Source organism: Streptomyces sp. NPDC058619 (assembly GCF_042717785.1).
Classification (GTDB): domain Bacteria; phylum Actinomycetota; class Actinomycetes; order Streptomycetales; family Streptomycetaceae; genus Streptomyces.
On sequence record NZ_JBHXQN010000010.1, the window covers coordinates 14,337 to 33,105 of the forward strand.

The following is an 18,769-nucleotide window of genomic DNA, read 5'->3' on the forward strand; positions in this document are numbered from 1 at the left end:
ACGCGACTCCGTACGGAAGAGGAGAAGAGATGACCGGAACACTCCTGTACGCGCGAGTCCTCGCGGCCGCGGCGGCCCTGCTGACCTTCGTCGTACTGCCGCCCCCCGCCCCCGCCCTGGCGGGCCCGCCGGCTACGGCCGCCTACACCAACCCGCTGGCCGAGCGGCGCGCGGACGCCCAGATCCTCAAGCACAGCGACGGCTTCTACTACTTCACAGCCACCGTCCCCTCATACGACCGCATCGTCCTGCGCCGCGCCACCACCCTCCAGGGACTGTCGACCGCGCCGGAGGCCGTGATCTGGACCAAGCACGCCACCGGTGACATGGGCGCCCACATCTGGGCACCCGAAATCCACTTCATCGACGGCAAGTGGTACGTCTACTTCGCCGCAGGCCGGAGCGACGACATCTGGAAGATCCGGATGTACGTGCTGGAGAGCTCCGCGGCCAACCCGCTGACCGGCGGCTGGACCGAGAAGGGGCGGATCGCCACGCCCATGGACAGCTTCGCGCTGGACGCCACCACCTTCGTGGTGGGCGGCATCCGCTACCTCAGCTGGGCGCAGAAGGACCCGGCCGTCGCCACCAACTCGAACGTGTACCTCGCCAGGATGCCGAACCCCTGGACCCTCTCCGGCACACCGACCCGTCTGACGGTTCCCACCCACCCCTGGGAGACGGCCGGCTTCAAGGTGAACGAGGCTCCCGCCCTCATCGAGCGCGCGGGCAGGGTGTTCCTCAGCTACTCCGCCTCCGCCACGGACAGCAACTACTGCCTCGGCCTGCTCTCCGCGTCGGCGTCGAGCAACCTTCTCGATCCCGGCGTGTGGACCAAGAGCCCGACCCCGGTCTTCACCAGCAACACCGCCACCGGACAGTACGGGCCGGGACACAACTCCTTCACCAAGACCGAGGACGGCAGGGGCGACGTCCTCGTCTACCACGACCGCGGTTACAAGGACATCTCCGGCGACCCGCTGGACGACCCCAACCGCCGCACCCGCATCCAGAAGCTGTACTGGAACGTTGACGGCACACCCAACTTCGGCATCCCGGTCGCCGACGGTGCCTCCCCGCACCGCCTCGCCTCCGTCAATCACCCCGACCGCCACGTTCGCCACCGGGAGTTCCGGGGCAGGCTGGACGCGGACATCAGGAACCTGGCCGACTCCCAGTTCCGCACCGTACCCGGGCTCGCGGGCAGCGGCACCGTGTCGCTGGAGTCGGCGAACCTCCCCGGCTCCTACCTCCGTGAGAGGAACGGCGAGGTGAGGCTGGAGGAAAACGACGGCAGCGCCGCCTTCCGGAGCAGCTCCACCTTCCAACAGCGCGCCGGACTCGCCGACGCGGCGGGGGTCTCCTACGAGTCGTACGGCGCGCCCGGACGCTTCCTGCGGCACCGCGACTTCCTGCTGTACGTGGAGCCGGTGGTCACCACGTTGGCCAACGCCGACGCCACTTTCCGACTGGAGTAGCCGCGGCGCGCCCTCGCCCACCGGCGTCCGGCCGGTGGGCCCGGAGCCTCAACCGTCCGCCAGGAGCTGTTCCGTCCAGATGGTCTTGCCCGCCGCCGTGTACCGGCTGCCCCAGCGGTGGGTGAGCTGTGCGACGAGGAACAGGCCGCGGCCGCCCTCGTCGGTGAGCTGTGCCCGGCGCAGATGCGGCTGTGTCTGGCTCGGGTCGGAGACCTCGCAGATCAGCACACGGTCCTTGATCAGCCGCAGGCCGACCGGACCGCCCGCGTACCGGATGGAGTTCGTGACCAGCTCGCTGACGATCAGCTCCGTGGTGAAGACGAGGTCCTCCAGGCCCCAACCGGTCAGCTGGTCCGAGACGAGTTCCCGGGCCCGCCCGACGAGGGAGGGGTCGGCGGGCAACTCCCACACGGCGGTGTCATCGGCGGACACCTCCCCGACCCGCACCACGAGCAGTGCCCGGTCGTCGTCCGGCGGCTCGTTCAACAGGGCGCCAAGGATCCGGTGCCCGATCTCGGTGACCGGCAGCCCGCTGTCGGCGCCGTCCCGCACACCCGCCCGGACCGCCTCCAGCCGCCGCTCCGAGCGGTCGGTGCCCTCGTCGAGCGCTCCGCCGTAGAAGGCCAGTACGTCACCGGGCCCCAGGCACAGCTCCGTGGGTTCGAACGGCTGCCCGCCGGTGCCCAGGACCGGACCGGGGCGGTACGCCACCGGGCCGCTCCCGGCCGGTCCCCTGGCAGCGAGCACGGGCGGGGGGTGGCCGGCTCCGGCCAGCACGCAGGTGCGGGACACCGGGTCGTAGGTGGCGTAGAGACAGGTGGCGCCGGTCAGTGCGCTCGGTGCACCCGCGTCCCGTTGCTGGCGGTCGTCGTCCTCGATGAAGCGCACCACGAGGTCGTCGAGGTGAGCCAGCAGTTCGTCCGGACTGAGGTCGAGGTCGGCCAGAGTCTGCACGGCCGACCGCAGACGCCCCATCGCGGCCGTGGCGTCGAGGCCGTGCCCGGCCACCGCGCCCATGACGAACGCAAGCCGCAGCGAGGGGAGTTGGATGACGTCGAACCAGCTGCTCCCGATGGCCGGGGTCGCGGCGGCGGGCACGTGGACACCCGAGGCCTCGGCGCCGGTGACGTCGCTGACCGGCCTGGGCAGGAGGCTGCGCTGCAGGGCCTCCGCGGTACGCCGCTCACGGGTGTAGCGGCGTGCGTTGTCCATGCTGAGCGAGGCCCGGGAGCCGATCTCCTCACCGAGGACCGCGTCCTCCTGGTCGAACGGGCGGCGCTCCGCGGTGCGCCACAGGACCAGGGCGCCGAGGACTGCGCCGCGCGCCTGCAACGGGATCAGCATGAGGGAGGCGGCCCGGGGCGGAAGGAGCAGCCGTGCGCGTTCCTCCTCGCCCGATAGCACCGCGCGGAGCTCGGTCAGGTCGGGAAGGAAGACTGCCGAGCTCCCGCGCACGTGCATGCTCTCGACGTTCCTGAGACGGATGGTGTCGCCCACGGCGTGGCTCTCGGGCGGCCACGGCCCGTCGGCGGCTCGGACGGCGACGCGCCGCATCGGCGCTCCGGTGACCAGCTCTCCCGGCTCCTCGCCGAGCAGCACGGGTTCGGTGAGGTCGACGGCCGCCAGGTCGGCGAACGCGGGGACGAGCACCCCGGCCAGCTGCTCGGCGTCGCGCACCATGTCCAGGGAGCTGCCGATCTCCGCGGCGGCCGCGTTGAGCAGCGCCAGCCGCTCGGCGGCACGCCGGTCCGCCGGCGGCAGGGGCGGTGCGCGACGGACGTCACCGGCGACGGCGACCGGTACGGGGTGGTCCGGGTCGGCGGGGCGCATGCGCAGCAGGAACCGCGCCGACGAGCCCTCCATGAGGGAGATGATGTCGACGTCGGCCTCCAGCACGCCGCCGTCCGGCCGCAGCAGCCGGGCCCGGGCACTGCGCCTGGCACCTCCGACGGCTCCCGCGACCAGGCGGGCCCACAGGCCGGGATCCTCGAAGAGCGCTTCCGCGTCCAGCTGCTCGGCCCCGGGGCCCCAGGCGGCCTCGGGAGCGCCCAAGAGCGTCGCCGCCGAACGTGTGCCCGTCAGGACCTTGGCGGCGGCGTCGAGTACCAGAACAGCCGTGGGGAAGTCCGCTGCCGCGACGGGTTCTCCCGGGCCGTTGTCGCTCACGCGTGTCTCACTCCGGCAGGATCGAGGACGCTCCTCATCTCATTGAACACCTCTCGCGCGGGGCGCGCGCGACGGTGGGCGGACGCCGTGCGGGCGCGGCCGCCGACGGCCCGGGAGGTCGCCGACGGCCGCGCGTCACCCGCCTGCGGCGGCGCCGGCTAGCGCAGCGGCGGGTAGGCGTTGCGCATCAGTTCCTGGAACTGTACGGAGAACCACCGGCCCGAAACGGGCGCGCCCGGCAGGGCTCCCGACGGGTTGAACCCGTTCCGCGGGTTGCCCCCGTACGTCGGGTCGCACATCCGGTCGAATCCCTTGCCCTCGTCGTTGGGGATCTCGCTGCTGGAGCCGTCGGACTCGCCGGGCGGCTTCATCCACACGTACGCGTCGATTCCCGGAGCGGGGTGGGCCGCCGGACGCTCGCCGAGCCCCGCACCGGACTGGTTGCACCAGTTTCCGATGTGGATGCGGCGGTCGAAGCGGCCTCCGTCGACGTACGTGTCCACGCCGGCCGGGGAGCCTGGGCCGCTCGGCCTGGCGGCGCCGCCCCAGCCGTTGCGGGAGGTGTCGATGAGCATGCCGATTCCCGGGTCGAAGCCGACGGAGACGAGCTTGGCGCGGAAGGCCTGCGCGAAGGAGAGTTCGTCCACGTAGCGGTTCCAGTCCACCCATTTCGACTCGCGGACGGACTTGCCGGCGACCGAGTCGCCGACCGAGAAGTGCTCCTCCTTCAGGGCGCTGTAGTTGGCGGTGTTGGTGATGAATCCGTGCACGGAGGCGACGGTGCTGCCCTCGGCCGTGGCGGCCTGCTTGAACAGGTCGGCCGAGGGAGCGAAGTTGTCGTCCCAGCCGATCCACCCGTGGTGCCCCGCGTCGACGTAGTTGTAGACGTTGGGGACGGCTCCGAGCTTCTTCAGGGCGTACCCGACGCCCTTCACGTAGTTGCCGTTGGCCTTCATGGTGTCGCACTGCGGGGTGGCGGTCGGCCGGCTGCCGGTGTTGGTGACGAGATTGGGCAGGGAGTCGATCTCGACCGTGGTGACGATGCGCAGGGCGGCGTACCGGGGGTCGGCCAGGATCGTTGCGATCGGGTCGATGTACCGCGCCTTGTACGCGTCGATCTCGTCAGCCTTCAGCTCGCCGTTGGAGGCGAGGGCCGCGCAGTCGCGGCCGGGCAGGTTGTAGATGACGAGCTGGACGACCAGCTCCCCCGACCCCTTCTGCCGCAGGGCCTCGTCGAGGTGCGCGCGCAGCCCCCGGCTGCTCGACGTGCCGGCGATGGCGGCGATCCGGTCCAGCCACACGCCGGTCGGCTGGCCGGAGACCCTGCTGCCGCCGGGCTCGGCAGCGGCCTTCGCGGACCACTCGGGGTTCACGTAGACCGACGCTCCACGGTACGGGTTGTCGACACGGGTCCCGGGCGGGTCGGTGGGCCCGGGCGGGTCGGTCGGGCCGGGCGGGTCCGTGGGGCCGGGGCCGGTGCCGCAGGTGACGCCGTTCAGCTTGAACGCGGCCGGGAGGGGGTTGGCCCCGCTGAACGAGGCGTTGAATCCGAACGAGGCGGAGGCGCCTGTGCCGAGCGACCCGTTGTAGGCGACGTTCCTGGCGGTGACGCCGGCGCCGCTCTGCGTCAGGCCGGCGTTCCAGCCCTGGGTGACCTGCTGGTTTCCGGCGAAGGTCCACTCCAGCTGCCAGCTCTGGACGGCCGAGCCGGTGTTCGTGACGGTGACCGCGGCGGTGAAGCCGGAACCCCACTGGTTCTGCACGGTGTAGTCGACCTTGCACCCGGCTGCGGCCGTTCCCGCGCCGCCGGTGGACACGGCGGTCGCGGTACCGGTGGCCGCGGCGACGAGGGCCGCGGCCGCCAGTAAGGCGGTACGGGGACGGAGTGAAGTCGTGGAGGTCATGGGGTGTCCTTTCCTTCGCGTGCGGGGAGGGCGCGCAGGTGGTCGCGGAGCCCGATGCCGAAGGCCGTGGGGGTGCCCTCGTAGGAGGTGATCAGTGCGGGGCCGGAGGAACAGTCCCACGTGTTCCAGGTCCAGCCGAGATAGGACAGTCCGCGGCCGTCGAACCACCGCATCACCCGGTCGACAAACGCGTGCGAGCAGGTGTTCTCACCGATCTCGCCTGCCACGATCGGCAGTTCGGCCGCGAGCGGACCGAGCGTGGCGTCCCAGCAGGCCTCGTCGGCGCAGGCGTTGAAGTTGTAGACGTGCCAGGCGGCGGCGAGATTGCCGGCCGGGTCGTGCGGCCGGTGCGCCCACCACCGGCTGAGGTCGTTGGCGTACGCGATGCCCGCCGCCAGGACCAGGTTCCGCGCTCCGGTGGCCCGTACCGCGTCGAGGAGGTCCTGCATGCCCGCCACCTCGTAGCCGATGCCGGGACAGCTGCCGCCGTCCCGCCAGCAGCTCCAGGCCTGGGAGGGGGTGGAACCGGCGCGGTCCGGATAGGGCTCGTTGAACAGGTCGAGGACGACGGCGGGGTCGCCCTTGAAGGTGTTCGCGACCGAGGTCCAGAAGGCGGGCGCGTAGCGGGCGTCCGGCATCGGCTTCTGGCAAGTGGCGTGGACGTCCGCACAGCCCGCGGAGTTGCCGGTGTACTGGCCCCAGGACCAGTGCAGTTCGACGATCGGGGTCATGCCGTGGTCCTCGATGCGCCGCACCAGGGCGGTCACCGCGTCGCGGTAGCGGGCTCCGGCGTACTCGGGCTTGACGTTGTCCAAGCCGAGCCAGCACTCCTCGTTGAGGGGGATGCGGACCGAGTTGACGTTCCAGTCGGCGATGGCCGCGACGGCGTGGTCGTCCACGGGACCGTCGAAGATCCCGTGGCCCTGGACGCACATGAACTCGCCGCCGGAGCGGTTGACCCCCCTCAGACGGCGGGTTTCGCCTGAGGCGTCGACGAGCTTGTTACCGCTCACACGCAGGGCAGGTGGATCCTCCCCGGGTGTGGGTGTCGGTGTCGGTGTCGGCGGCTCGGTCGGGCGGCCGGGCACGGTGGCGCAGATGTTCCCATTGAGAGCGAAGGCCGTGGGAGACGGGTTGCTTGACGACCAAGAGCCCAGGAAGCCGAGCGCGACGCTCGATCCGGTGCCGAGCCCGCCGTTCCACGTCTCGTTGACCGCAGTCGCGGTACGCGAGCTCTGGGACCACTTCGCGTTCCATCCCTGACTGACCCTCTGGGTGCCGGGAAAATCGAAAGCGAGCCTCCACCCGGACAGCGGAGCCCCCTTGTTGGTGAGGGTGACCGCCCCCTGGAAGCCCTGGTCCCAGGTGTGGGTGAGGGTGTACTCGACGACGCAGACGGGCGCGGCCGCGGCCGCCGGGAGATGGGGGAGGGGCGAGGCGCTCACCATGGTGAGGGCCGCGCCCACGAGTAACGCGGGCAGGTGCGGAGGGTGTCGCATGAGCGACTCCTTACAGCTCAGACGCATGCGTGACGCAGCGTCAACTGACGGAATCGCTCCCACTGGTAAGGCTGGACCATAGCGCGTGGCCCGGCCGGCGAACAGAGCCGTGCCCGGCTTTGTCGCGGCGCCGCCCTGCTTTCTCGCCGAGTCGCGCATCTTGACCGCATGCCCGTCCGGGCGCATGGTGGGAGCGCTCCCACTGGTGCTTTGTCCCCCGTACTTTCGTCCCACCGACCCCCTCCATCCCCTCGGGAGGCGACGGCTGACGTGCCCCGACACAGGAAGGCGAACGGTTCACCCCGGCCGTGGCCGGGGTGAACCGTCGTCGCGTGGCGACCCTCAGGAGCCGGCCTTGCGCTTGTTCCACACGTCGAAACCGACCGCCGCCAACAGCACGAGCCCCTTGATGACCTGCTGGTAGTCGGTGCCGATGCCGACCAGTGACATGCCGTTGTTGAGTACGCCCAGTACGAGACCGCCGATGATCGCGCCGAGCACCGTGCCGACACCGCCGGAGGCCGAGGCGCCGCCGATGAAGGCCGCCGCGATCGCCTCCAGCTCGAAGTTGATGCCCGCCTGTGGCGTACCCGCGTTGAGGCGGGCCGCGAAGACCAGCCCGGCCAGCGCCGCCAGGACGCCCATGTTGACGAAGGCGAGGAAGACGATCCGCTTGCTCTTGACGCCGGACAGCCTGGCGGCGGGCTCGTTGCCGCCGATGGCGTACGTGTGACGGCCCAGGATGGAGTTGCGCATCACGTAGCCGAAGGCGACCAGGAGCACGCCGAGGATGAGCAGCACGATCGGGAAGCCGTGGTAGCTCGCGAGCAGCAGGGTGAAGGCCGCCACCGCGGTGGTGATCGCCGCCAGTTTGGCGAGGAAGAAGCCCATCGGCAGCAGCCGCAGTCCGTAGGAGGCGGCCTGGCGGCGGCCTCGGACCTCCTGTACGACGGCCAGCGCGAGCACGCCGAGGCCGAGCAGCAGGGTGAGGTTGTGGTAGTTCGTGTGCGGGCCGGCCTCCGGCAGGAAGCCGCTGCTGATCTGCCGGAAACCCTGGGGGAAGGGGGCCACCGACTGGCCCTGGAGCAGGATCTGCGTTCCGCCCCGGAAGAGCAGCATCCCCGCGAGCGTCACGATGAACGACGGGATGCCCACGTAGGCGATCCAGAAGCCCTGCCACGCCCCGGCCGCGGCCCCTATGAGGAGCGCGGCTGCGGCCGCCACGGGCCAGGGGACGTCGTGGTGCACCATCATCACCGCGGCCGCGGCTCCGACGAAGGCCGCCAGGGATCCCACCGACAGATCGATGTGCCCGGCGATGATGACGATCATCATCCCGATGGCCAGGATCAGGATGTAGCCGTTCTGCTGGATCAGGTTGGTGACGTTGAGCGGTTTGAGCAGTGTTCCGTCGGTCCAGATCTGGAACAGCACGATGATCAGCGCCAGGGCGACCAGCATGCCGTACTGCCGGATGTTGCCGCGCAGGAGGTCCATGAGGAGGGCGCGCGGGCCTTCAGGCGCACCGGTGCCCCTGGTCCCGCCCGGGGCGGTTTCCGCGGCATCGGTCGCGGGGCTCTGGATCTGGGTCATGCCTCACACCTGCTCGTTCTGGGTTGCGGCGCCCACGGTCATGAGGCGCATGAGGGATTCCTGGGTCGCGTCCGTCCGGTCCGTCTCACCGGTGATGCGCCCCTCGGCCATGGTGTAGATGCGGTCGCACAGCCCGAGCAGCTCCGGCAGTTCGGACGAGATCACCAGGACGGCCTTGCCCTGGGCGGCCAGCTCGGCGATCACCGTGTAGATCTCGGCCTTCGCACCGATGTCGATGCCCCGGGTGGGCTCGTCGAGGATGAGCACTTCGGGATCGGAGAAGATCCACTTGCTGAGGACGACCTTCTGCTGGTTCCCGCCGCTGAGCTTGCCGGTCTCCGCGAACACCGAGGGCGCCTTGATGTTCATGGTGCGGCGGTACCTCTCCGCGACGCGGGTCTCCTCGTGCTGGTTCACCCAGCCCCGGCGGGAGACCTTGGCGAGCGCGCTCAGCGAGATGTTGCGGCGGATGTCCTCCGTGAGGTTGAGCCCGAGGCTCTTGCGGTCCTCGGTGACGTAGGCGAGGCCGTGGGCGATCGCCTCGGGGACCGTGCGCGTACGGATCTCCTTGCCGTCGAGCAGCACCCGGCCGCTGGTGCGGCGTCCGTAGGAGCGGCCGAAGACGCTCATCGCGAGCTCGGTCCGGCCCGCGCCCATCAGGCCCGCCATACCGACGATCTCGCCGCGCCGGACCGTGAGCGACGCCCCGTCGACCACCTTGCGGTGCACGTCGATCGGGTGCAGGACGGTCCAGTCCTCGACCGCCAGCGCGATCTCCCCGATGTCCGGGGTGCGCTCGGGGTAGCGGTGCTCCAGGTCTCGGCCGACCATCCCGCGGATGATGCGGTCCTCGGAGATGCCCTCTGATTCGACCGAGATGGTCTCGATGGTCCGGCCGTCGCGCAGGATGGTGACGGCGTCGGCGACGCGGGCGATCTCGTTGAGCTTGTGCGAGATGATGATGCAGGCGATGCCCTGGGCCTTGAGCTCGAGGATGAGGTCGAGCAGTTTGCGGCTGTCCTCATCGTTGAGCGCGGCCGTCGGTTCGTCCAGGATCAGCAGCTTGACCTCCTTCGCGAGGGCCTTGGCGATCTCGACGAGCTGCTGCTTGCCCACGCCGATGTCCGCGACGCGGGTCTGCGGGTTGTCCGGCAGCCCTACCCGTTGGAGCAGGGTCCGGGCGTGGGTGAGCGTCCGGTGCCAGCTGATGAAGCCGCGCGAGGCGTGCTCGTTGCCGAGGAAGACGTTCTCGGCGATGGACAAGTAGGGGATTAGCGCCAGTTCCTGATGGATAATCACAATGCCCCGGCGCTCGCTGGCCCGGATGTCGCCGAAGGCGCACGGTTCTCCCCGGAACCGGATCTGGCCTTCGTAGGAACCGTGCGGGTACACGCCGCTGAGCACCTTCATCAAAGTGGACTTGCCCGCCCCGTTCTCGCCGCAGATGGCGTGGACCTCGCCGGCGGCGACGGTCAGGCTGACGTCCGACAGCGCCTTGACGCCGGGGAAGGACTTGCTGATCGAACGCATCTCGAGGACGGGTCCGGCCATGGTGGTGAGTCCGTTCGACTGGGGTGATGCGGCGGGCCGGTCGGGGCGGCGCCGCATCACCGGCTCTTCGGCCCCGGTGGGTGGGCCCGGTGGCGGCTACTTCAGCTGGTCGGCGGTGTACTGCCCGGAGTCGACGAGCAGTTTCCGGTAGTTCTCCTTGTCGACGCTGACCGGCTGCAGCAGGTAGGAGGGCACGACCTTCACCCCGTTGTCGTACTGCTTGGTGTCGTTGACTTCGGGCGTTCGGCCGCTGAGTAGAGCGTCACCCATCTGCACGGCCACCTTGGCGAGTTCGCGGGTGTCCTTGTACACGGTCTGGGTCTGCTCGCCGGCGATGATGGACTTCACGGAGGCGAGTTCGGCGTCCTGGCCGGTGACGATGGGCAGCGGTTTGCCCGTCCCTCCGTAGCCGACACCCTTGAGGGACGACACGACGCCGATCGAGATGCCGTCGTAGGGCGAGAGCACCGCGTCGACGGTGGCGGACGAGTAGGCCTTGCTGAGCAGGTTGTCCATCCGTGACTGGGCCAGGCCGCCGTCCCAGCGCAGGGTGGCTGCCTGGGTGAACTCGGTCTGGCCGCTCTTGACCACGAGCTTCTTGGCGTCGATGTGGGGCTGCAGGACGCTCATGGCGCCCTGGTAGAAGAAGGCGGCGTTGTTGTCGTCCGGTGATCCGGCGAAGAGCTCGATGTTGAAGGGGCCCTTGCCGTCCTGGAGACCGAGCCGGTCGGCGATGTACGTGGCCTGGAGGACGCCGACCTTGTAGTTGTCGAAGGTGGCGTAGTAGTCGACGTCCCCGGTGCCGCGGATCAGGCGGTCGTAGGAGATGACCCTTATCTTCGCGTCGGCGGCCTTGCGGAGCACGTCGCTGAGCGAGGAGCCGTCGATCGGAGCGATCACCAGGAGCTTGGCACCCTTGGTGATCATGTTCTCGACCTGGGCGACCTGGTTCTCGACGACATTGTCGCCGAACTGGAGATCCGTCTTGTAGCCCTTGGCCTGGAACTGCTTGACCATGTTGGCGCCGTCGTTGATCCAGCGCTCGGAGGACTTGGTCGGCATGGCGATCCCGACCAGGCCCCCCTTGGTGTCGCCCGCGTCCGCGTCGGCCCCGACGCCGTTCGCGCTCTGGCCGCAGGCCGCCAAGGTCAGGCCGAGGGCCGCCACAACGAAGCCTGTCGAGATTCTTCGCACGTTTCCTCCAGTGATACGCCGTGACTCGGCGTGACAGGGGCCCGGCCTGGCGTGGCCCTTCGGTCCCCCGTCGGCGGCGTGGGCTGGTGCCGGGCCGCTGGTGTGCACTGCCTTGCCGCACTGCTCTGGCCTGGCGTTACAAAAGTGTTAACGCTCACAACGACGTCGTCAAGACCCCTGAGATCACCTTTGCGTACCCTCCACGGGCCTTGGAACACCGCAGACGCCCCGACCCGCGACGGCGACACCCACCCGGAAGCCCTCATGACCGAAGCCGTTGAAGCTCCCTGGCTCGGACCCGGTTGCACCCTCACCGGCCGCACTTGGTGGCCCGACGGCGTCGGGCGGACCGTCACCCGTCGGCCGGCCTGCCTGCCTCCATCCGCCACGGTCCTCGCCGGCGCCCAGGAGGGCTCCGACCGGCTCATAAGGCAGTCCCTGCGAGCGGAACCGGCGTGCCGGTCGGGCTGCCGCAGGACGGCCGGCCGGATCCGGTCCGTGACTGGTCCGGAACCGCTGGTCAGGGGTGGGACGGTGAGGGGAGGAGCCGGGATGGGGCACATGAATCGGTCCTTGATGTGAGAGCGCCGTGCGGAAGGCGCCTGACGGGCCAATGCCCAGGCCAGACGCCTCCCCCCGCACCTCAGAGGAAGCCGAGCTTCTTCGGGGAGTACAACGCGAGGAGAATCTTCGTCTCCTGGTGGTACAGCGCGCGTACCCATGCTGACCCGCGAGAACAGTCATGCCTGCAACTCGGCGGAGTTGTGGCCTGGCCGGCCATTCCAGCGTTTCCCACGGGACGCAGACCGGCTGTGTACACGAAGGGCTCCGTCCGGCTGGACGTCACCGGCAAAGGTGGACGCTTGCATGGGCGGCCCAGGTGAACCCGGCCCGTCCCCGGCCCCGGCCCCCGCGCGCCCGTCGTAACGCCGCGATCAGCTTCCCGAACTGCCGCGGGCCCAGTCCGCTGAACGGGGCTGTCGAGGAAGGTTCCGACGCCGTGATCACACCAGTCGCCGCGTGATCATTGCACTGCTTCAGGTCCTCCCTGCTCGAACGCCGTGCGGCAGCGTTCAACCTGGTCGGCCACCTGCTCCATGAACCAGCGCATGATCTCGTAGGGGACAACGCGCTCGTCAGGGCCGTAGACGCGGACGGTCGGCTCCGGATTCGGGTCCTCGTCCGGGACAAGCGCTACCAGCAGGGCGGAACCGGGAAAGTGGGTCACCACGGCGTTGGAGTTCTCAGCCTCCTTGGCCGGCGCAGACCGAGCCTCGCTCAGCTCCACGGCCCAGCCATCGTCGGGCAAGGCGTAGTGGAACAGGACGGCGTAGTGACGGCCTGCACGTTCTCTCAGCTCCCATGGCATGTCGGCAGGCTGCCACAGCTGCCGCGTCGGAGTCTCGCGAGTATCCCGGCTCTCACCCGGGCGCAACGCAGCCGGCGTTTGCGGGACAACCGTCAGGGGTTGCTCCACCCGGATGTGCTGGAAAACGAGTCAAGCAGGTCCACCACGAAAACCAGGGTCGAGCCCGCCGGGATCAACGCCGAGGGCGACTGATTGCCGTAGCCGAGACGCGGGGGAACGATGATCTGGCGCCGACCGCCGACCCTCATCCCCCTCACCCCCCGGTCCCAGCCCTTGATGACCCTGCCGCTGCCCAGGGCGAACTTGAACGGCTCGCCCCGGTCCCAGGAGGCGTCGAACTCCCTCCCGGACGCGAAGGTCACCCCGACGTAGTGGACCCTGACCACCATGCCCGGCTTCACCTCAGCCCCGTCCCCGACGACCAGGTCCCGGATGGTCAGCTCGGTAGGAGCGTCACCCTCCGGAACGTCGACCTCGGGCTTCGTCAGTTCGCTCATTGCCGCCTCATCACTTTCGTCGGGAGCCCTCGCACGGACCAGCCGGACACATGGACACTCCATGCAGCAGATGGTCACGCTACCGAGCACGCCGATCCCCGGCCCCGGCGGCCACACGTGATGATCTTGCGCGGGCCCGATGCCGGTCAGTCGAGCGCCGGGGGCCCCGACAGCGAGGCGGCCGGATCCCAGCCGCGCCGGGGTACGGAGTCGAGCAGCAGGCGCGTGTACGGGTGCTGCGGTGCGTCCAGTACGTCGCCGGTCGGGCCCGATTCCACGACCCTTCCCGACTTGAGCACCAGCACCTCGTCCGCGATGTGCCGGACCACCGCCAGATCGTGGGTGACGAAGAGACAGCCGATGCCCGCCTCGCGGCGGATCGTGGAGAGCAGTTCGAGGATCTGCGCCTGGATGGAGACGTCGAGCGCCGCGACCGCCTCGTCGAGGACGAGGACGCTGGGCTCCACCGCGAGGGCGCGCGCGATGGCCACGCGCTGGCGCTGCCCGCCGGAGAGGCGCCGCGGCAGCGCCGAGGCCTCGCGCTCGCCGAGGCCGACCTGCTCCAGGAGCCCGGCGACCCGGGCCCGGCGGGCATTGGTGTCCAGCGGGGTGTGGAGCCGCACAACCTCGTCCACGCATCCGGCCGCCGTGATCCGCGGGTCCAGCGAGAGGTACGGGTCCTGGAAGACCATCTGGATCTCCCGGGCCCGGGAGAGGCGTTCGGATCGGGCGCGGACCCGCGCCGAACGGTTCCGGCCCCCGAGACGGACGGTGCCGGCATCCGGACGTTCCAGGCCGACGAGCATGCGGACCGTCGTGGTCTTGCCGCTGCCGGACTCCCCGACGAGGGCGAGGGAGGCACCCGGTGCCAGGGTGAAGGACACGCCATCGACGGCGGCGTGGTTCCCGTACCGCTTGCACAGCCCCTCGACGACCAGTCCCTGCGTCGCGGTGGTCACAGCGTGATCCCTTCGTCGGCGCGGTGGCAGGCGGCGAGTCCGTCGCCGTACCGCGCAAGTGCGGGTGTCTCCTCGGAGCAGCGCGGCAGCGCGTGGGCGCAGCGCGCGGCGAAGGCGCAGCCGGGTGGCGCCTCGGAGAGGGAGACGGGGCGGCCGGGGATCGGCCGGGGTGCCGGTGAGCCCCGTTCGATGCGCGGGGTGCAGGCGAGCAGCCCCGCCGTGTACGGATGGCGCGGCCGTTCGAACAGCTCGTCCGTGCCCCGCGTCTCGACGATCCGGCCCGCGTACATCACGTACACCCGGTCGCAGATCGCGGAGGCCAGTTCGAGGTCGTGGGTGACGAAGAGCAGGCCCGTGCCCCGCTCGGCCCGCAGCCGGGTGAGGATCGCGATGATCTCCGCCTGGGTTGTGACGTCCAGGGCCGTGGTCGGCTCGTCGGCCACGAGCAGGGCGGGTTCGGCCGCGAGCGCCGCGGCGATGACCACCCGCTGGAGCATGCCCCCGGAGAACTCGTGCGGACGGCGGCGCAGGGCGCTCCGCGGGTCGCGGATGCCGACCGCGCCCAGGAGTTCCTCGGCCCGGGCGGTGGCCGCGGCGGCGGGGGTTCCCGCGGCGCGCAGTCCTTCGGTGAGGAAGTCGCCGACCCGGCGCAGGGGGTTGACGGAGGCCCGCGGGTCCTGGAAGACCATCGCGACCTGCCGGGCCCGCAGGGCGGTCCGCTCGGCTCGGTTCATGGTGAGCACGTCCCGGCCGGTGACCCGGACCTGTCCGCTGGTGCGGGCGCCGGCGGGCAGCAGGCCGAGAACGCTGCGGCAGGCCACCGATTTGCCGGAGCCGGATTCGCCGACCAGGCCGACCGTCTCGCCGGGCAGTACCCGCAGGCTGACCCCGTCCAGGATCGGGCGGGCCGCCCGGTCGTCCGGCAGGCGGATGCCGAGCCCGTCGATCTCCAGGACGGGTGGGCCTGCGGCCGGGGTCTTCTCCTCGGTCATGGTGTTCACCGTTCCCGCCTCGCGATCCGGTCGGCGAGTCCCTCGCCGACGATGCCGAACGCCACCACGGCGAGCACGATGCACGCCGAGGGGGCCAGGGCGGGCAGCATCGCCCCTTGCTGGACGGCCGACTGGCCTTCGTTGATCATGGCTCCCCAGTCGGCGGTCGGCGGTTGCACGCCGAAGCCGAGGAAGGAGAGCGCCGCCAGGTCCATCAGCGCGTACCCGAAGTTCATCGCGGACTGGGCGAAGACGGTCGGGGCGATGTTCGGCAGCAGGTGGCGCATGCAGACGTTCCAGCCGGAGAAGCCCTGCACCCGGTAGGACTCGATGTACGGGCGGGCCTTCTCCTGACGAGCGATCCCGCGCACCAGCCGTCCCACGTAAGGGGTGTAGGCCACGGACATGGCGATCACGGGCGCGATCATGCCGGAGCCGACGACGGACACGAGCAGGATCGCGAGCAGCAGACCGGGGATCGCGAAGGCCATGTCCATCGAGCGGGACAGGACCGAGTCCGCCCAGCCGCCGCGCCAGGCCGCCACGACGCCGAGCAGGGTGCCGAGGAGGGTGGAGACGCCGACGACGAGCAGCGGCCCGAGCAGGCCGGTGCGGGCGCCGTGGATCATCCGGGACAGGACGTCCCGCCCGGACTGGTCGGTGCCGAGCAGGTGCTCGCCGGTGGTTCCGGCCAGCGGCGAGGAGAGGTCGAGGACCTCGGGGTCGTACGGGGAGAGGACGGGGGCGAGGGCGGCGACCAGGACGAGCACGGCGAGCACCGCGACCGAGGCCGTGAACATCGGGCCCTGGCCGAGCCGGCGCAGGAAGCGCAGGCCGAACCGGCGGCGCAGCGGCGTGGGCGCCGCGCCGACCGGGGAGGCGGCGGAGGGTGTGGTGAGGGTCATGAGGAGCCTTCCCCCCGGAGGGACAGCCGGGGGTCGATGAGGGGGGCGAGCAGGTCCACGGCGAGGTTCACCAGGACGAAGGCCGCCACGCTGAGCAGCGTGATCGCCTGGACGACGGCGAAGTCCTTGGCGGACACCGACTGCACGAGCAGGGACCCGAGGCCGGGCACATCGAAGGCGGTCTCCACGATCGAGGTGCTGACGAGCAGTCCGGCGAGCATCGTGCCGCCGACGGTGACGACCGGGCCCAGCGCATTGCGCAGCACGTGCTTGCGGACCACGGTCCGCGGTGCGACACCGCGGGCGTGCGCCACCTCGACGTGTTCGCGGCCGAGCTCGTCGAGCATCGCCGAGCGGGTCACCCGGGCGAGCAGACCCCCGAAGGTCAGCGCCAGGGCGAAGGCAGGCAGCGTCAGGTGGTACAGCCGGTCCGAGAAGCCCACGGGGGTGCCGCCCGGCCCCGGGAACCAGCCCAGTTGGACGGAGAAGAGCGATACGAGCCCGATGGCGGTGACGAACGAGGGGGTCGCCGTGGCCACGCCGGTGCCGAGGAGCACCGCGCGGTCCAGCACGCCGGGGCGCAGCGCCGCGAGGATGCCGCCCGCCACACCGAGAACGCTGACCAGCAGGGCCGCGTACCCGACGAGCACGGCGGTGCCGGGCAGCCGGGAGCCGATGAGCTCGGTGACGTCCTGGTGGAACTGCGCGGAGCGGCCGAAGTCGCCGCGCAGGACGCCGCCGAGCCACTTCGCATACTGCACGGGCAGCGGGTCGTTCAGGTGGTACTGGGCGCGCAGGGCCGCCACGGCCTCGGGGGTCGCGGGGCGGCCGTGGAGCAGGAACGACACCGGGTCGCCGGGGGCCAGGTGGATGGAGCCGAAGACCACGAGAGAGGTCACGAACAGCACCGTCACCAGGCCGAGGAACCGTCCGACGAGGTAGCGGGTCATCGCTTCGCGGCCCCGATCGTCGCGGCCCACGGGTAGTACAGCTGCACGATGCCGGTCGGTGCGCCGGTCACCCGATCGCCGAGGAAAACCGAGTAGGGCGCCTCGTACACGGGGATGATCGGCAGTTCGCGCAGTGCGATCCGCTGGAGCTCGGCGGTCAGCTCCGCCCGTTCGGCCGGATCGGGCTGCGCGTTGGCCCGGTCGAAGGCGGCGTCGTACTCGGCGTTCGTCCAGCTGCCGTAGTTCCCGAAGTCCCCGGTGCGCAGGTACTGGTAGAACTCCAGCGGGTCGGGGGTGTTGTCGTATCCGTTGGTGATGACCAGGTCGAGGCCGGCGCGCGCGTTCGGGTCGACGAAGATGCTGCTGTACGCGTCCGGGGCGACAGCCTTGAGCTGGACGTCGAGGCCGATCTGGCGCCCCGCGGCCTGGACGGCGTTGGCGACGACGCTGATCTCGGGCGCGAGCGTGCTGGTGACCAGGGTGATCGTGCGGCCGGTCGCTCCCGCCTCCTGGACGAGCTGCTTCGCGGCCTTGACGTCGAACACCGGCTCGGACAGGGAGTCGTAGAGCGAGGCGGTCTTCTCCGGGGCCAGCGCCCAGGCGCCGCGCGCGGCGGGGGCCTTGGCGGGGAAGCCGACGCCGCCGGCCGCGGCCTTGACGATGTTCTTCCTGTCGAGGGCCATGGACAGGGCCTTGCGGACCTTGAGGTCGCCGAGCGGGCCGTGGAAGTTGAGGACGGCCAGGTTCGAAGCGGCGGTATTGGGGCCGAACAGCACGCTCCCCTTGCCGCCGGAGCGCAGCTGGGCGAGGGAGGCGGAGGGCACCATGTACCCGCCGTCGGCGGTGCCGGAGAGGAAGGCGTTGGCCCGGGCGGCAGGGTCCTCGGTGAAGGTGAACTTCACGCTGTCGGACTTGGGGGTCAGCGACCGGTCCCAGTAGTCGGCGTTCTTCTTGAGGGTGATGCTCTCGCCCTGGGCCCACCGGTCGAGGACGAACGGGCCGGTGCAGTTGACCGTGCCCTTGGGGGTGCCGTAGTCCTTGCCGGCCTTGGCCAGGGTGGCCGCGCTCTCGATGGTGCCGGGGGAGGCGGCCATGAGCTCGTTCAGGAGGACGTCCGGCTGGGAGAGCCGGATCGTCACCTCCAGGGGGCCGGTCTTCTCGATGGCGGTGACGTTCTTGAACGCCGAGCCCCAGGGCGATCCGGTCTCCGGGTCCGTGTGGCGGCCCAGGGAGACGACCACGTCATCGGCGGTCATCGTCGTCCCGTCGTGGAACTTCACCCCGGGCCGCAGGGTGTAGACCAGCGTCCGGGGGTCGGGCTGCGCGTATTTGACGGCGAGACCGGGCTCGATCTTCATGTCGGGTGTGACCCGCAGGAGCTGCTCGCAGACGTTGGCGAGCACGGTGTTCGGCGGGTAGTCGTACGCGAGGGCGTAGTCGAGGGTGTAGGGCTCGGCGTACAGGGACCAGGTGAAGGAGTCCAGGGAGCCCTGCGCGGGCGGCGAGGTGGCGGTGATCTGGTAGCCGCCACCGCCGGCGGACTGGTGGGTGGAGGCGCCGGAGCAGGCGCTGCTGGTGGCCGCGAGTGCGGCGGTACAGGCGAGAAGAGTGGTGATCCTGGGCGTGCGCATGCAGACCCACCCCTTTACGGGTGTAGTGACGGGCGCTGGGGGATGGAGCGAGTATTAATGCGGGAACGTTCCCGCACAAGA

The 18,769-nt window shown here is 70.5% G+C and carries 14 protein-coding genes; 1 reads left to right on the forward strand and 13 read right to left on the reverse strand.

The genetic code is table 11. The annotated features are described in order from the left end of the window. Positions 1–29 precede the first annotated feature (29 nt). Complete coding sequence (locus ACFWTC_RS12605; RefSeq protein WP_384027066.1) at positions 30–1,478, forward strand: family 43 glycosylhydrolase; 1,449 nt, start codon at positions 30–32, stop codon at positions 1,476–1,478. 48 nt (positions 1,479–1,526) lie between these two features. On the opposite strand, the gene ACFWTC_RS12610 is transcribed toward ACFWTC_RS12605, so the two are convergent. The 13 genes from ACFWTC_RS12610 to ACFWTC_RS12670 form a co-directional block, all read right to left on the reverse strand. Beyond that, entirely contained in the window at positions 1,527–3,644 is a 2,118-nt protein-coding gene (locus tag ACFWTC_RS12610; RefSeq protein WP_384027064.1) for a SpoIIE family protein phosphatase, read from the reverse strand. A gap of 158 nt (positions 3,645–3,802) precedes the next feature. Further along, positions 3,803–5,548: a glycoside hydrolase family 6 protein gene (locus ACFWTC_RS12615; RefSeq protein WP_384027062.1), complete on the reverse strand. Its 1,746-nt coding sequence runs from the start codon at positions 5,546–5,548 to the stop codon at positions 3,803–3,805. Further along, on the reverse strand, positions 5,545–7,047 hold the full coding sequence (locus ACFWTC_RS12620; RefSeq protein WP_384027061.1) for a cellulose binding domain-containing protein: 1,503 nt from the start codon (positions 7,045–7,047) through the stop codon (positions 5,545–5,547). Before ACFWTC_RS12620 ends, ACFWTC_RS12615 begins: the two co-directional genes overlap by 4 nt. A gap of 342 nt (positions 7,048–7,389) precedes the next feature. Further along, positions 7,390–8,640, reverse strand: a complete 1,251-nt coding sequence (gene mmsB, locus ACFWTC_RS12625) for a multiple monosaccharide ABC transporter permease (protein WP_384027059.1) — start codon at positions 8,638–8,640, stop codon at positions 7,390–7,392. A 3-nt stretch (positions 8,641–8,643) separates the two neighbouring features. After that, positions 8,644–10,191, reverse strand: coding sequence for a multiple monosaccharide ABC transporter ATP-binding protein (gene mmsA / locus ACFWTC_RS12630; protein WP_384027120.1), 1,548 nt, complete (start codon positions 10,189–10,191; stop codon positions 8,644–8,646). A gap of 96 nt (positions 10,192–10,287) precedes the next feature. After that, positions 10,288–11,385, reverse strand: a complete 1,098-nt coding sequence (gene chvE, locus ACFWTC_RS12635; protein WP_383916627.1) for a multiple monosaccharide ABC transporter substrate-binding protein — start codon at positions 11,383–11,385, stop codon at positions 10,288–10,290. 1,024 nt (positions 11,386–12,409) lie between these two features. After that, positions 12,410–12,754, reverse strand: coding sequence for a hypothetical protein (locus tag ACFWTC_RS12640; RefSeq protein ID WP_384027057.1), 345 nt, complete (start codon positions 12,752–12,754; stop codon positions 12,410–12,412). A gap of 92 nt (positions 12,755–12,846) precedes the next feature. Continuing rightward, positions 12,847–13,251: an FKBP-type peptidyl-prolyl cis-trans isomerase gene (locus ACFWTC_RS12645; RefSeq protein ID WP_383916633.1), complete on the reverse strand. Its 405-nt coding sequence runs from the start codon at positions 13,249–13,251 to the stop codon at positions 12,847–12,849. Between the two features lie 146 nt (positions 13,252–13,397). Continuing rightward, on the reverse strand, positions 13,398–14,210 hold the full coding sequence (locus ACFWTC_RS12650; protein WP_383916636.1) for an ABC transporter ATP-binding protein: 813 nt from the start codon (positions 14,208–14,210) through the stop codon (positions 13,398–13,400). Then, positions 14,207–15,202 (reverse strand): ABC transporter ATP-binding protein, encoded by a 996-nt coding sequence (locus tag ACFWTC_RS12655; RefSeq protein WP_383916794.1) that lies wholly within the window; start codon positions 15,200–15,202, stop codon positions 14,207–14,209. Before ACFWTC_RS12655 ends, ACFWTC_RS12650 begins: the two co-directional genes overlap by 4 nt. A 5-nt stretch (positions 15,203–15,207) precedes the next feature. Continuing rightward, on the reverse strand, positions 15,208–16,107 hold the full coding sequence (locus tag ACFWTC_RS12660) for an ABC transporter permease (RefSeq protein WP_384027055.1): 900 nt from the start codon (positions 16,105–16,107) through the stop codon (positions 15,208–15,210). After that, positions 16,104–17,057 (reverse strand): ABC transporter permease, encoded by a 954-nt coding sequence (locus ACFWTC_RS12665; protein WP_383916642.1) that lies wholly within the window; start codon positions 17,055–17,057, stop codon positions 16,104–16,106. Before ACFWTC_RS12665 ends, ACFWTC_RS12660 begins: the two co-directional genes overlap by 4 nt. Beyond that, positions 17,054–18,688 carry an ABC transporter substrate-binding protein gene (locus tag ACFWTC_RS12670; RefSeq protein WP_383916645.1) on the reverse strand — a complete coding sequence of 545 codons (1,635 nt, stop codon included), beginning with the start codon at positions 18,686–18,688 and terminating at the stop codon, positions 17,054–17,056. Before ACFWTC_RS12670 ends, ACFWTC_RS12665 begins: the two co-directional genes overlap by 4 nt. Positions 18,689–18,769: the final 81 nt, after the last annotated feature.

Coding starts and splice junctions, on each gene's coding strand:
- ACFWTC_RS12660 (WP_384027055.1), bottom strand. CDS start 16,107: ATGACCCTCACCACACCCTCCGCCGCCTCCCCGGTCGGCGCGGCGCCC.
- mmsB (WP_384027059.1), bottom strand. CDS start 8,640: ATGACCCAGATCCAGAGCCCCGCGACCGATGCCGCGGAAACCGCCCCG.
- ACFWTC_RS12670 (WP_383916645.1), bottom strand. CDS start 18,688: ATGCGCACGCCCAGGATCACCACTCTTCTCGCCTGTACCGCCGCACTC.
- ACFWTC_RS12615 (WP_384027062.1), bottom strand. CDS start 5,548: ATGACCTCCACGACTTCACTCCGTCCCCGTACCGCCTTACTGGCGGCC.
- ACFWTC_RS12665 (WP_383916642.1), bottom strand. CDS start 17,057: ATGACCCGCTACCTCGTCGGACGGTTCCTCGGCCTGGTGACGGTGCTG.
- ACFWTC_RS12640 (WP_384027057.1), bottom strand. CDS start 12,754: ATGCCATGGGAGCTGAGAGAACGTGCAGGCCGTCACTACGCCGTCCTG.
- mmsA (WP_384027120.1), bottom strand. CDS start 10,191: ATGGCCGGACCCGTCCTCGAGATGCGTTCGATCAGCAAGTCCTTCCCC.
- ACFWTC_RS12645 (WP_383916633.1), bottom strand. CDS start 13,251: ATGAGCGAACTGACGAAGCCCGAGGTCGACGTTCCGGAGGGTGACGCT.
- ACFWTC_RS12620 (WP_384027061.1), bottom strand. CDS start 7,047: ATGCGACACCCTCCGCACCTGCCCGCGTTACTCGTGGGCGCGGCCCTC.
- ACFWTC_RS12655 (WP_383916794.1), bottom strand. CDS start 15,202: ATGACCGAGGAGAAGACCCCGGCCGCAGGCCCACCCGTCCTGGAGATC.
- ACFWTC_RS12605 (WP_384027066.1), top strand. CDS start 30: ATGACCGGAACACTCCTGTACGCGCGAGTCCTCGCGGCCGCGGCGGCC.